The 13,746-nt window shown below is 47.5% G+C and carries 14 protein-coding genes; 5 read left to right on the top strand and 9 right to left on the bottom strand.

The window, feature by feature from the left end; translation table 11 throughout:
- The first annotated feature begins 104 nt into the window (after positions 1-104).
- Positions 105-1,055: a right-handed parallel beta-helix repeat-containing protein gene (locus ACJJI1_RS16550; RefSeq protein ID WP_413665251.1), complete on the top strand. Its 951-nt coding sequence runs from the start codon at positions 105-107 to the stop codon at positions 1,053-1,055.
- Between the two features lie 307 nt (positions 1,056-1,362).
- Positions 1,363-2,325, top strand: coding sequence for a right-handed parallel beta-helix repeat-containing protein (locus ACJJI1_RS16545; RefSeq protein ID WP_444957312.1), 963 nt, complete (start codon positions 1,363-1,365; stop codon positions 2,323-2,325).
- A gap of 109 nt (positions 2,326-2,434) precedes the next feature.
- Here the strand turns inward: ACJJI1_RS16545 and ACJJI1_RS16540 are convergent, their stop codons facing one another.
- From ACJJI1_RS16540 to ACJJI1_RS16530, 3 genes are all read right to left on the bottom strand, one after another.
- A complete protein-coding gene (locus ACJJI1_RS16540; RefSeq protein ID WP_444916897.1) occupies positions 2,435-2,821 on the bottom strand; it encodes a RidA family protein in 387 nt (128 codons plus the stop codon).
- 11 nt (positions 2,822-2,832) lie between these two features.
- Positions 2,833-3,201 (bottom strand): VOC family protein, encoded by a 369-nt coding sequence (locus ACJJI1_RS16535; RefSeq protein ID WP_413665248.1) that lies wholly within the window; start codon positions 3,199-3,201, stop codon positions 2,833-2,835.
- 148 nt (positions 3,202-3,349) lie between these two features.
- Entirely contained in the window at positions 3,350-4,321 is a 972-nt protein-coding gene (locus ACJJI1_RS16530) for a LysR family transcriptional regulator (protein ID WP_444957311.1), read from the bottom strand.
- Positions 4,322-4,416: 95 nt separating this feature from the next.
- Here ACJJI1_RS16530 and ACJJI1_RS16525 point away from each other — a divergent pair, with 95 nt between their 5' ends.
- Positions 4,417-5,487: an alkene reductase gene (locus ACJJI1_RS16525; protein ID WP_444957310.1), complete on the top strand. Its 1,071-nt coding sequence runs from the start codon at positions 4,417-4,419 to the stop codon at positions 5,485-5,487.
- A gap of 28 nt (positions 5,488-5,515) precedes the next feature.
- On the opposite strand, the gene ACJJI1_RS16520 is transcribed toward ACJJI1_RS16525, so the two are convergent.
- From ACJJI1_RS16520 to ACJJI1_RS16495, 6 genes are all read right to left on the bottom strand, one after another.
- The gene (locus tag ACJJI1_RS16520; protein WP_444957309.1) at positions 5,516-6,331 is read right to left on the bottom strand and encodes a DUF817 domain-containing protein; all 816 of its coding nucleotides are present in this window, start codon (positions 6,329-6,331) and stop codon (positions 5,516-5,518) included.
- Between the two features lie 95 nt (positions 6,332-6,426).
- Entirely contained in the window at positions 6,427-6,957 is a 531-nt protein-coding gene (locus ACJJI1_RS16515) for a hypothetical protein (RefSeq protein WP_444957308.1), read from the bottom strand.
- Between the two features lie 611 nt (positions 6,958-7,568).
- A complete protein-coding gene (locus ACJJI1_RS16510) occupies positions 7,569-7,706 on the bottom strand; it encodes a hypothetical protein (RefSeq protein WP_444957307.1) in 138 nt (45 codons plus the stop codon).
- A 596-nt stretch (positions 7,707-8,302) separates the two neighbouring features.
- The gene (locus ACJJI1_RS16505; RefSeq protein ID WP_444896762.1) at positions 8,303-9,694 is read right to left on the bottom strand and encodes a class II 3-deoxy-7-phosphoheptulonate synthase; all 1,392 of its coding nucleotides are present in this window, start codon (positions 9,692-9,694) and stop codon (positions 8,303-8,305) included.
- A gap of 69 nt (positions 9,695-9,763) precedes the next feature.
- On the bottom strand, positions 9,764-10,954 hold the full coding sequence (locus ACJJI1_RS16500) for an amino acid aminotransferase (RefSeq protein WP_413665239.1): 1,191 nt from the start codon (positions 10,952-10,954) through the stop codon (positions 9,764-9,766).
- Positions 10,955-10,980: 26 nt separating this feature from the next.
- Positions 10,981-11,481 (bottom strand): MarR family winged helix-turn-helix transcriptional regulator, encoded by a 501-nt coding sequence (locus tag ACJJI1_RS16495; RefSeq protein ID WP_282933355.1) that lies wholly within the window; start codon positions 11,479-11,481, stop codon positions 10,981-10,983.
- 273 nt (positions 11,482-11,754) lie between these two features.
- Between ACJJI1_RS16495 and ACJJI1_RS16490 the strand changes: the two genes are divergently transcribed.
- The gene (locus ACJJI1_RS16490; RefSeq protein ID WP_413665238.1) at positions 11,755-12,885 is read left to right on the top strand and encodes a homogentisate 1,2-dioxygenase; all 1,131 of its coding nucleotides are present in this window, start codon (positions 11,755-11,757) and stop codon (positions 12,883-12,885) included.
- Between the two features lie 76 nt (positions 12,886-12,961).
- Positions 12,962-13,591 (top strand): maleylacetoacetate isomerase, encoded by a 630-nt coding sequence (maiA, locus tag ACJJI1_RS16485; protein WP_444927426.1) that lies wholly within the window; start codon positions 12,962-12,964, stop codon positions 13,589-13,591.
- Positions 13,592-13,746 lie beyond the last annotated feature (155 nt).

The raw sequence follows: 13,746 nt of genomic DNA, 5'->3' as shown, positions 1-13,746 counted from the left end.
GAAAAGCAGGTGCTCTTTTTCAGGCACAAATAACAAATCCGGAAATCTGGCTTTTTATTTTATTTATACATTCGCTCAACTGATTAAAAGTTAGGGATAGACTCATGCAAAAGAAATCCATTTTACCACTTAGCGCAGCTATAGCCGTCTTATCAATGGGTATTGCCTCAGGCTCACAAGCTCAGGCGGTTAGCTGTGGTGACGTAATAACCTCTCCGACCACCCTCGACAGTGATTTAGTCTGCACTATTGCTGATGAATTTTCTGTCGCAATAGCAATTGAGGGACCATCTGGCAGCCTTTCAATGGGAGATTACAGTTTGACCTGTTCCACCAATGAATTTGGCACAGGTATTATTTTACTGGAAAGTGGCGCCCGGCTTAGCGGGGGTAGCGTAATCGGTTGCGGCGATGCTGTGACTGTTGGAGGGGATGGTAACCATTTTGTTACAGGTGTCACTATCACTGATTTTGGTGATGATGCTGTATATGTCGAAAGCGATTTCAATGTGGTCAGCAACATGACAATCACTGGAGATGGGTGGGATTCCGATGAAGGTATCGATATCCAGGGTAATAACAATCTAGTCAACAACAATCTAGTTGAAAATGCTGGTGACGAAGGTATTGAAGTTGCAGGAGACTACAATACGGTTACCTTTAACGAGGTCTATTTTTCAGGAAACGATGGCATTGAAATTGACGGTATTTTTGCAAATATCACCAACAACATATCCGCCTTCAATGGTAGCAGCGGTATTGAAATTGATAGTGACAACGGCACTATCTCTCTAAATAATGTTACTGATAACGAGGAAGGGGGAATCGACCTAGATCAAGGCGACAGTAATAGTATTGTCAATAACAACGTTGTTGATAATGGCACTTATGGAATATTTATTTCGGACGATGAACCTACCAACAATACGATTTCTGGTAATTTCTCTGAGGGCCAAACCTACGACTTATTTGATGCAGTTGACTTTGATTGCACAGGCAGTAATACCTGGCAAAACAATACATTTACCACATCTGATCCCTCTTGTTTAGATTAAATACTTGAGGGAATTTACAAGCAAGCAATTCAAGAACTTATAAATAGCCAACTTCCTTGTCAACCCACTTTAAACCTTAAGGCGATTCTCTTTCCCAAAAAGAGAATCGCCATTCAATTAAAAGGTTGCGCACCCACAACCATTAATAAATAGTTTTACTGTCGACATTAGCAGACACTTAAACCCGTCTCAACAATAAGAGACCATATCCGACAGATTAAAAGATACAGACACCTTAAATTACTCCGCTAAATATTCTCAATAAAAAGATATCTACACTTATTAAATCTGTTAAAAGGAGTTAGACATGTTGTACCCCAACCATTACCTTCAAATTCTATCCGCGGCACTACTTTCTCTAGGTGCTTCCCTATCACCAAGCATTAACGCTGTAGAATGCGGCGATATCATTACAGAGCCCGCAACACTAACAGAAGATCTAACCTGTTCAATCAGTGACCCAAATAGCGCAGCTCTCACTATTCAAGGACCAAGTGGCAGCCTATATATGGCAGGATTCTCACTTACCTGTTCCGGACTGGATCAGTCAAACGGGATAGTCCTTACAGGCTCATCCGGTGAACTATCCACAGGCACAATTAATGGCTGTAACGACGCAGTAGTACTTTCAGAAGGTGGGCTTCATACCGTATACGGCATCAATATATTACTTCCACTCGACGATGCCATTGTTGTAAGCAGTGATAGCAATATCGTCACAGGCAATTATACACTTGGTGACGGGAATGACTCAGATGATGGAATCGATATCAATGGTAACCTTAATTTTATTTCCCAAAACATAATTGAGTTATCCGGTGACGAGGGCATGGAAGTTGACGGCACTTCCAATACAATAATCGGCAATACTATTACTGGGTCCGACGGTGATGGAGTCGAATTAGATGGGGATTTTTCAATCTTTGTCTCGAACATTGTACAAGACAATGACAATACAGGTATTGAAATTGAAGGAAGCTCATGCACCGTTTCGAATAACACAACAGTAGAAAATGGATCTTCTGGAATTTCATTAGAATTTTCCGCATCCAACAATGGCATCAGTCAAAATACCAGTAGTGACAATGGAGCTTACGGTATATTAGTTATCGGTGTTAACGCCATTGGCAATAACATTGTCTTTAACACTGCCACAGGAAACGGCTTATTCGACCTTGAAGATCTTTTTGAGAGTGAGGATTGTAGCGTTAACAATAACCTTTGGTCAGGCAACACCTTCACATCCGCGGAGCCAAGCTGCCTTGAATAAACCCTAAGTTACGTCTGCCGGGGTTATTAGCCTTTAAACTAAGGCAATAACCCCGCCCCCCTTTACTGCCAATGCTACTATTTCAGGTCGGCATTACCCCCTTTTCAAATTAACTTTCAGAGACAACGGCATCCATCTCAATCTCCACTAACCAATTAGAGTCAATAAACCCTTTAACCTCCACAAAAGTACAGGCAGGGCGAATATCTGAAAACAGTTCCCCATGTGCCCTGGCCGCATCTTCCCAGCGCTTTATATCAACTAACATAATCCGGGTTCTAATAACGTCAGACAGATGTCCACCAGCCTCCTTCAGAGCAGCGACCGCAATATCCAAGCAGAGTTTGGTCTGGCCATAAACATCACCGATAAAGGCAGTTTTGCCCTCTGATATAGGAGCGGTCCCCGATATAGCGATTTGCCCCCCGACCCTACAGGCTCTTGAAAACCCTATGGGATTCTCAAGGTATGAACCGGAACTTACCAATTTTCTCACTTTAACTCCTTCTAACGAGTAAATACGGCTATTTTATTTCCATCCAAATCCCTAAAATAGGCCCCATAAAAAGATTCCGAATTCCTATAGCCTGGATCACCTTCAGATGTCCCTCCAAGTCCAAGCGCTATAGAAAAAATCTTATCGACTTTATCAATACTGCCAACGTTAAGGGCTAACATTGTACCGTTACCAATACTCGCCGGCTTTTCATCATAGGGAGCAGTAACAGCAAGTTTTGTGGAGGAGCCTTTAAACTGCCAGAAAATAACTGTATCAGAGCGATAAACTTCCTCCGCAGCAATAGGGGCTAAAATCTTGCAATAAAACAGCCCCGCCCTAGGCAAGTTATTTGTACCTAATGTTATATGAGAAATCATGTCGTAAAGCACCCTATTGGGAATAGTAAAACCTAAGATTTTATGGTCTAACCGCTAAAGCAACTACTGTATTTCAAAGGTTTCAATCCGTGATCAGGTCTCTATTTAGTGAGAACGGCACCTCCAGATAATTGCCCCTACCTAAATTCTACAAATTCCCAGTAGTCAACGGGCAGGTCTCATATTGGCATAGCTGGTGATCAGGACCGAACTCAAATCGGCCTTTAATTTCATTTAAATACTCCAACAGTGCCGAGACTCTCTTGGGCTTATTGACTCCGGGCCGATAGACTACATAAATTGGCATAAATATCGCGTGCCATTCGGGAAATATTCGTATTAACTCCTGCTTCTCCAACTCACAGATCATGCTGTTAACCGGAATTTGAGCTATTCCCACCCCGCCAGCAGCAGCCCTTATTGCCGTTTCTGGATTGCCACAATGGAAGTTACTTCGCACTTCGATAGATTCCGTTTTGTTTTCGGATACCAGAGTCCAAAAAGCAGACTCAGTGGCAGTCCCGGCTGTAATACAATTGTGCTGCCTGAGCTCCTGGGGTGACTCAGGTATTCCGTACTCCCTTAAATAGTCCGGACTGGCTACCAGAACCTGAGTCGTATACCCGATTTCTTTCGCCACCAAACGGTCATCGGCGATCTGCCCGACACGAATTGCCAGGTCTATACCCTGAATAAACAGGTCATCAAAAGTGTTGGATAGCTCCAGCGAGATTTGGGCTTTCGGCCACTGCTGGAGAAATGGAGGGAAAATATACTGGGCCAGGTAGCTCCCCATGGCCGGGGGGGCCGATACACGCAGCAACCCCTGTACTTGCTGCTCTATCTCCCGCACATCCTCGCGCAAGGATTTAAACTCCTCCACCAGTAAAGAGGCCCGGCGAAGGGTAACCCTACCCGCATCAGTAATCTCAATTTTCCGTGTAGAGCGCTCCAGCAGCTTGGCTTGCAGTTGCTCTTCCAGCTTCGAAATGGCTTTGCTCACTGTAGATTTGGGCAGCCCCAGCTCCTCGGCACACTGGGTGAGACTCAGCAGTCTGCAGGTGGTCACAAAGATCGATAAAGTTCGAAAGTCTATAGTTTCCAAATCGCGAACAATCAATTTCCAAACACCTTATTGTTTCCAATAAGCTGTGAGCTTAGTCTGTGCGCCATCGATAGACAACTGCTTTTCGTGACAACATTGAGGCACACAAGATGACTGCGACACAGGATCTGTTTACAGGTATTCAATTAGGTGATGTGAAGCTTGCCAACCGTGCGGTGATGGCCCCCCTGACCCGCGCAAGAGCTGAAAACCACGTACCTACCCCTTTAATGGCTGAGTACTATGCACAGAGGGCTGGCGCCGGCCTGATTATTGCCGAGGCAACTATGGTGGCAGAGGGAACTTCAGCCTTTATTTCTGAGCCAGGTATCTACTCCCAGGAACAGATCGAAGGCTGGAGACAAGTGACTGACGCCGTTCACGAGAGAGGCGGCAAGATATTCCTGCAACTTTGGCACGGTGGGCGAGCCAGTCACCCCGATTTGAATAATGGCACAACGCCGGTTGCAGCCAGCCCAATCGCCATTGACGATACGGTTCACACACCGGACGGAAAAAAACCTTACACCACCCCAAGATCCCTTGAAACTGTGGAGATCCCAGGAATTATCGCGGCTTTTAAACAGGGAGCACTCAATGCTAGAGATGCTGGCTTCGATGGAGTTGAGGTTCATGGTGCAAACGGCTATCTCTTGGACAGTTTTTTGCGGGATGGCTCAAACCTTAGAACAGACGAGTACGGTGGGTCTTTAGAGAATCGTGCACGCTTGCTGTTTGAAGTTCTGGAGGCCGTTATCGAAGTTTGGGGCTCCGGCAAAGTTGGATTGCGAACTTCTCCCCTAAACGGATTCAACAGCATGCGCGATAGCGATCCTGAGGGACACACTCGCTGGTTTGCATCAAAATTGAATGAATATAATTTGGCCTACTGGCACTTGATGCGAGCCGACTTCCTCGGCGAGCAACTCGGAGATGTATTGACTCCAGCAAGGGAACTGTATCAGGGCAATCTGATTGGCAATATGGGGTACGGGCGAGATGAGGCCAATACAGCCATTGGGCAGCAGCAAGTAGATGCGGTTGCCTTCGGCGTTCCATTCCTGGCGAACCCGGACCTGCTAAAGCGTTTTAAAGCCGATGCGAGCTTAAATGAAGCAGACCCAAACACCTTCTATACCGGTGGCGCAAACGGATATACCGATTACCCCACAATGCCCTAACCTTTAAGGAGCAAGCAGCTAGGTCGCCTTAAGCGGGCGACCTGCTTTCCGTACTCGGAGCACCAGCAGTCTCGGAGCGGATCTTCACGTTATTAATCAGTGAGACCAGTACAAAACTCAGCAGCATCAGTAGATACCATGAACTGAGCTTCGCCAGAGATACCATTTGCCATTCATGGGATTGATTAGGGTAAATCCATATATTTGCAAAAGTAGCAATATTTTCAGCAAACCAAATAAACAGTGCTACCAGCAACCACCCCAAAAGAAGCGGCATAGAGCGATGCTTTTCAACGACCTTAAAGTAAATATTGGTTCGATAAAACAATAACACTGTTCCCGCTAGTAACGCCCAGCGGAAATCCCAGATATAGTGATGTGCAAAGAAGTTGACATAGATAAACACAACCAGAACAACTGTCAGCAATTTCGATGGATAGTGAGAATATTCAAATTCAAAAATTCGCCACACTCGAGCAATGTAACTGCCCACTGCGCTATACATGAACCCTGTAAACAGTGGCACATTACCAATCCCAAAGAAATACTCTTCCGGGTAACTCCATGAGCCAATAGCGTCAGATGTCTTAAATATCTCCATGACGGTCGCAACGACATGAAATACGACAATAACTATTGACTCCCTGAATGTTTCCAGTTTTGTAGCTAGAAGAAAGACCTGAAAGGCTATAGCAGCCAGAAAGATAAAGTCATACCGGTGAATCGATTCCAGTGGGTACCAATAGTTGGTGACAATCATAATTCCCAGCAAGAAGCCACCGAAAATACAGGCATAAGCCTGCCTCAAGCCAAACAACCAAAACTCACGAATATATCGTTTCAAATCCACACTTGATAACACTGCAAACAACACCTAAGTGGAAAATTTCTGTGGCTTCAAGCCTACCGATTCCAATACCTTTCTATCTTTAGAAAAAACTATCTGACATTTATGTTTTTAAATCCAAACTCTTTACTCCCGGCCTTAAAGCCGAGATTCAAGATTTCAGTATAGTTCTCAGGGACTTCAAAAAACACGATTTCCAGCTCGGCCTCAGAACCGCGGGGAAGCTCCAGATATACCATTCCCCTCACTTCCTGCCCACCCCTAAATGCCTCATACTCCTTGAAGACAGCACCATCTTTCATAATCAGGCGCCAGGAGGAAAGCCTTACTTTTTGCCGACTTCTCCGATTAGTCACGGTCATACGGCACTGCACTGTACCGCCCTGCCTTACACAATTATTGTGATGAATCTCGACCCCTTGCAGGTAAACAGCACCACCTTCAGAAGTCGTTTTTGGAAGACCCGCAACAAAATCCGGAATGTGATACTCCTTCCCCAGAATAAAAAATGAAAAACAAGAGATCGAATAAGCCAAAACCACAACCACACCAAATAGGTAGCGATTTTTTAAGTAGCTCCAAATACAAAGAGATAGAGAAGTGCACACAATCACAATAGCCATAAAGGCTACAAAATACTCAGGGCGCCATATGCCGTATAGGTAAATCATGGGCTCAGGAAATAGATACTGGGTAAGTGCCCATAACACTGCTACTAATGCCGACAATACGCCCAATATTTTTGCAGCAAAAAACTTCCTGCGACTAACTGAGTAATGTCCCTTTACCATATCTGTCATTTTGCTTTATCCCTATACAACCAGCGTCAAGCTGGTTAGCCAGCACTGCTGACAAGTCACTTAAGCTTCAAGTCAGCGCAAAATGGTACATGATACAGATTTAAAGACCGAAATCGATTACACCTTATTTCTAAACCAATCTTGGCACAATCGATCAACATTTAAACGCCATACTCTTCAACAGGCTTGTAGCGCCCTTCTTGGAATTTGAACATGACTTAATTACATTGAAAATATAGTCATACTAGTTATGGAGAGAGGAATAAAAAGTTAGGAAATTAATCAGAAAGGGAATGGCAGGAAGCCAAACCCTTTATCGATAAAGAACTCGATCTACTGAGCCCCTACCACACTCTGGTAGTCCATATATGCAGGTAATGCGACTGCAGTAAGAATACCCAAAATAGGAATTATCAACAAACACCCCTAACAGATCACTTTTTCTGAACAGAATTAAAATTCTCAAGGCTTTCCCATTGCTTATTTTTCCAGGCGAGTTCGCACCCTTTAATTCCCAGGTAAATAGCAACAGTTAATCCAACATAAGGAATCAAAGCCAGTAAACCAGCCAATGTAGCAATCTCCAATAACAGTTAGTCAGACGGAAAAACTAGTCATCGCTGCTGCAAGAACTACCGCTCGAACTACTGCCAGAATCACTATCGAACCAACCATCATCCTCATCTCTACTGGAGGAACCGAACCATCGTGCCATCAAACCTATACCAAATACGACTAGCATTATCGCGTAAACATCGATTTCAACAGTGATCCCCGGTAAATACCAAGGCCTACAAGACATAAACCCAACAAAAACTCTATAGTTCGCACCATTGCCCCACCCTACAATTTACTTTTACAAAAACTGACAGAACAAACTATCAAATATTATCAATAATGTCGGAAAAGGGATATCCATCCCCTAATCCAATAAATGAGGTGGCTTTAATTGATACTTAAGTACTTTCAGTCGAAGTAAAACCTGGAGAATATTCAGCTTGAATGACTTAACTGCAACAGGAGCAGCTCCTCACATACAGGCTGACAAATATAGAATACTGATTTAGAGGGAGTTTCAGTCGAGAGAAATAAAAACCTCTTATTCGAGCCAAAGGCTCAAGATAAGAGGTTTTATATTCAGAATTTCTTAATTAAAGAGAACAGCCAATTAAGCGATTCGACCAGCGCGCAACCATTCAGAAACACAAAACGCCAGTTCTAACACCTGATCGGCATTTAGTCGCGGATCGCATTGGGTGCGGTAGCAACTGGCGAGGTCTGCTTCAGAAATTTTCCAAGCTCCACCGGTGCACTCAGTGACATGTTGCCCAGTCATTTCCAGATGGATACCGCCGGGATGGCTTCCCTCGGCCCAGTGTACCGAGAAAAAGTCGCGAATTTCCCGCAGGATTTTTTCAAAATCGCGAGTTTTATAGCCGTTACCCGCTTTAACGGTATTGCCATGCATGGGATCAGTGCTCCATACCACCGAGCGCCCCTCCGCTTGAATGGCGCGCACCAATGCAGGCAATTTTTCTCCCAAAGTATCGGCGCCCATACGGGTAATCAGTGTAAGGCGACCTGCATCGTTCTCGGGATTGAGCTTATCGATCAAACGCAGCAGCTCATCCGGTTGCATCTTTGGACCAACTTTCACCCCAATCGGGTTGCAAACACCGGAGAGAAACTCCACATGGGCGCCATCCAATTGCCGAGTGCGTTCACCAATCCACAGCATATGTGCGGAGCAGTCATACCATTTGCCAGTAAGGCTATCGGTTCGTGTCAGTGCCTGCTCGTATTCAAGCAATAGCGCCTCATGAGAGGTGTAGAGTGAAGTCTCACGAATTGCGGGAGAGTTCTCTGAGGTAACACCACATACCGCCATAAACTCTAAAGCTTCCTGGAGGCGTTCCGCCAGCTGGGCATATTTTTCCCGCTGAGGGTTATTTTTCAGGAAGCTGAGATTCCATTTGTGCACCTGATGCAGATCGGCCAATCCCCCCTGGGCGAAAGCTCGCAGTAGATTCAGGGTTGCTGCCGACTGGTTATAAGCAGTTACCATCCGCTGAGGGTCAGGTATGCGCGCTTCAGCGGTAAAATCAATGCCGTTGATAATATCGCCACGGTAGCTGGGTAGTTCTACTCCGTTCACCGTCTCGGTATTCGCCGAACGGGGTTTGGCATATTGGCCGGCCATTCTCGCAACTTTCACCACCGGCAGGTTACCGGCAAAGGTGAGCACGACAGCCATCTGCAACAATACCTTGAAAGTATCGCGAATGCGGTTTGCATTAAAATCGGCAAAAGATTCAGCACAATCGCCGCCCTGCAAAAGGAAGGCTTTCCCCTCGGCAACCTGAGCCAGCTGACGGCGCAGCTCGCGAGCCTCTGCCGCAAAAACCAGGGGCGGATGACCAGAGAGCTGTTTAGCCACCTGGGCAACATCTTCGGCAGACGTGTATTGGGGCTGTTGATGTGCGGTGAAGTTTCGCCAGCTCTGGGGGGTCCAAATTTGGGTGGGGGATTCGGGCACTGGGACTCCTAGCTCAACTTCCATCTTTCACTCTTACTTCTAAAGGATAAATCTTAAGGGTGAGCATATTGCTCACCCCCAAATGTGCCGAATTTACAGCACGCTGGCAACAGCCTTACAGAAGTATTCCATATTATTGGAACTCAGGCCGGCAATACTGATGCGACTCGAGTCCACCATATAAATGGAATAGTCCTTTTGCAGCTGTTGTACCTGTTCGGGATTGATACCCAGGAATGAGAACATCCCTTTCTGCTGGCGGATAAAGCCAAACTCACCGGCAGCACCCGCTGCGGCGAGCCCTTCTACCAATCCAGCGCGCAAACCGTTAATACGCTCGCGCATTTCGGTCAGCTCAGCTTCCCAGTTCGCTTTCAGTCCCGCATCAGTAAGAATAGATTCTACAATGGCAGCACCGTGGGAAGGTGGCATGGAATAGTTGCCACGAATAGCGCTCAGCAACTGGCTATGGCCTTTATCGGCGGCTTCACCATTCGCATAAATCACCATAGCCAGGCCGACACGTTCGCGATAGAGGCCAAAATTTTTCGAGCAGGAAGCCGCGACCAGCATTTCTGGAACAGATTCAGCCATCAAGCGCAGGCCGTAGGCATCATCTTCCAGGCTCTCGCCAAAGCCCTGATAGGCCATATCGATAAACGGCGTGAAGCCCTGCTTTTGCGCCATTTCTGCCAACACTTTCCACTGCTCACGGGACAGGTCCGCGCCACAGGGGTTATGACAGCAGGCGTGGAAAAGAACAACATCGCCCTCACCCACATCCTTCAGAGTCTCGACCATTTTGTCGAACTGCAAACTGCTGGTAGCGCGGTCATAGTAGGGGTAGCTCTTGATTTGCAAGCCCGCATTACCCAGAAGCGGCACATGGTTAGCCCAAGTGGGGTCACTCACCCACACGGTTGCCCCAGCTTTGGCGCGATTAATCAATTCCGCCAGAACTCTTAAAGCACCACATCCACCGGGAGTTTGAGCTGAGCGAACGCGACCGCCCACCAACGCGGGGTGCCCGGCACCCAGTACCAGCTCCTGCATGGCGGTGTTGAAACCTGGAGTTCCGGCCGGGCCGATATAGGCCTTGGTTTCCTCACCCTGTAACAAGCGGGTTTCGGCTTCCTTAACGGCTTGCAAGACAGCGGTATGGCCTGCCTCATCTTTGTAGACGCCCACACCGAGATCAATTTTGCTGGGGTTTTCATCCGCGCGGTAGCTGGCCAAAAGGCCCAAAATCGGATCTGGCGGAAGGCTGTTTAAATGCTCAAACATCTGAAAACTCCTCTTAGTTATCTCATTTATTCATCAACGAGGCCGCGCTCAGACCATTCCTTCGCGCGCACCATTAACTTATCAATAATGCTATCCAGTTGTTCCCGCTCCTCAGTGGATAGGGATGCCATCAAGTCATTCTCGTACTGATGGGCCAGCGGCACTATGCGAGCATAAATATCACGCCCCAGCTCCGACAGGTTCAGCACTTGCCGGCGCCGGTCACCAGGATCTTCACTGCGTGTAATGTAGTCATTCTTTAACAGGGAAGAGACGGCCCGACTGATTGCCACCTTGTCCATCGCCGTCTGCTCAACCAGCTCGGCGGCAGATAAATCGGGAAAACGGCCCAGAATTGCCATCACCCGCCAAGCGGGAATGGTGAGGTGGAAGCGCGCACCATAAGCTTGCGCAATAGCATTACTCACTCGGTTGGAAAGTACCGAGAGGCGGTAGGGTAAGAACTTTTCGAGGCGCAGCTCGTCGTTCTCAACAACGGTGGGTCGCGTGTTTTGTTCGATTGTCATAGCTGCCCTCAAACCTGCCTGCTCGGGTGTCCCGGTTGTACCTGATACTCAATTTAACTAACATTGGTTTCAATTGTAACCACTATCGGCACAAATACTTTCTGGAAAAGTTACCGGGCCATACGAAAAAATGGCCGGACAGTATAGGTTTTTTTGCGCCATATTTGCGAACTAATTGGGTCTATGGCGCAAGAAATTTGCGTGTAAGTGGCACTGAGATGCTCAATTTTTCGCCACACCTTCGAACCATCCGCACAGAAGCGAGGCCACGCCATGAAACAGTGGATCAGCTTTCCGCGAACGGAAGGAAATACAAGCCGCCAAGCCCATGCAGATTTCCCACCTAACAGCTTTGAAAGGGAAATGGGCAAAGAGGGTTTTTTTGGGCCCTGCACCCACTTCTATCACCGCCATCCCCCCACCGGCTGGAGCCAGTTCGAAGGTCCACTGCGTCCCCACGCTTTTGATGCCACGCAAATGAAGCACAAGGGAACAAGCCCCTGGGATCAAAAGCCGATCCTGCGAAACCAGGATAGCCAGGTCGCCCTCTGGACCTGCCGGGAGCCTATGGATCATCTGGTGCGCAACGCTGACGGCGACCAACTCCTGTTTATACACAATGGGAGCGGCGACTTGTTCTGTGATTTTGGCCATCTCTCTATTCGCGATGGAGACTATATCCTGCTGCCCCGCGGCACCTTATGGCGCCTGACGCCGACCGAGGATGAGCCACTGGAACTATTGATGGTGGAGGCGATAGGCAGCCATTTTCAGCTCCCCGAAAAAGGGATCCTTGGCCCCAATGCGATTTTTGACCAAGCGATGCTGGATGTGCCTCGTATAGATAAAGCCTTCCTCGATCAACAGGGCGATGATAAGTGGCGGGTTGTGGTTAAGGCCCGGCAACAGCTGTCGACCATTACCTACCCCTTCAACCCACTGGACGCCTGTGGTTGGACTGGGGACAACCTGGCCGTTCGCATCAACTGGCGCGATATACGCCCACTGATGAGCCACCGCTACCATCTACCCCCTTCGGCTCATACCACCTTTGTCGCACAAGGTTTTGTTGTAGCGACTTTTGTTCCTCGCCCGATTGAGAGTGACCCGGGCGCACTCAAAGTCCCCTTCTTTCACAACAATGATGACTTTGATGAACTCATCTTCTATCACCGTGGTGACTTCTTTAGCCGCGACAATATTCATCCGGGGATGCTTACCCTCCACCCCATGGGATTTACCCACGGCCCCCACCCCAAGGCATTTGCTACCGGAGCCCGGCATGCACGCAAGGAAACCGATGAAGTTGCTGTAATGATCGACAGCCGCACCCCCTGGGATATTCTCCCGGATGCCCATGCCGTGGAGCTAACAGATTATGTAAACTCCTGGAAGCCAAAGTGAATACAGCGCATCCAGACAACACCAAGAAGGCTGACATTCAAACAGCCAAACGCCAAAACAAAGAAAAGGAAAGAGAATGGACCTTTACGGATACTTTCGCTCATCCGCCAGCTACCGAGTGCGTATCGGGCTCAACTTGAAAGGCCTGGAATACGAGTATCACCCGGTAAACCTGCTCAAGGGAGATCAGCACGGAGACGACTACCGCACGCTGAATCCACACGGGCTACTGCCAACCCTGAATGATGGCGAAACCAGTCTCACCCAATCCCTCGCCATTTTGGAATGGCTGGATGAAACCCATCCAGAACCAGCGCTACTTCCAAAGGCTCCTGAAGCCCGCGCACATATCCGCGCGCTCGCGCAAAGTATTGCCAGCGATATTCAACCTATACAGAACCTCAGGGTTCTGCAGTACCTCCAGGCTGAACTCAAAGTCAGTGATGAGCAAAAAATTCAATGGATTCAGCACTGGATACACCTGGGCTTCTCCGCACTGGAGAAGCAATTAAGACCCTCGCCTTTCGCCGCTGGAGACAATCCAGGGTTGTTCGAGTGTTGCTTACTCCCGCAAGTATACAGTGCGGAGCGCTTTGGCCTGGATATGACCCAATATCCCAAAATCCAGAAAATCACAGACGCATGCAATGAACTACCGGCCTTTATTAAAGCCCACCCTTCAGAACAACCAGACTGTATTGTGTAGTACTCTTTTATGGATGCTTGGTCTCATCAGGCATCCTTCATACACTTGAAAATTTCACTACTTGCCACATTTCATTGGCTGTGGTTAATATCTCTATCCAAACTTGAAAATAACTCGAATAATAATATTCCCCACTGCTGTAGCTAATCAGCCAA

This window comes from Microbulbifer maximicatervae (SeqCode) (assembly GCF_052467065.1).
The sequence above is the reverse complement of the archived record's forward strand: the minus strand, read 5'-3'. Positions and strand labels throughout refer to the sequence as shown.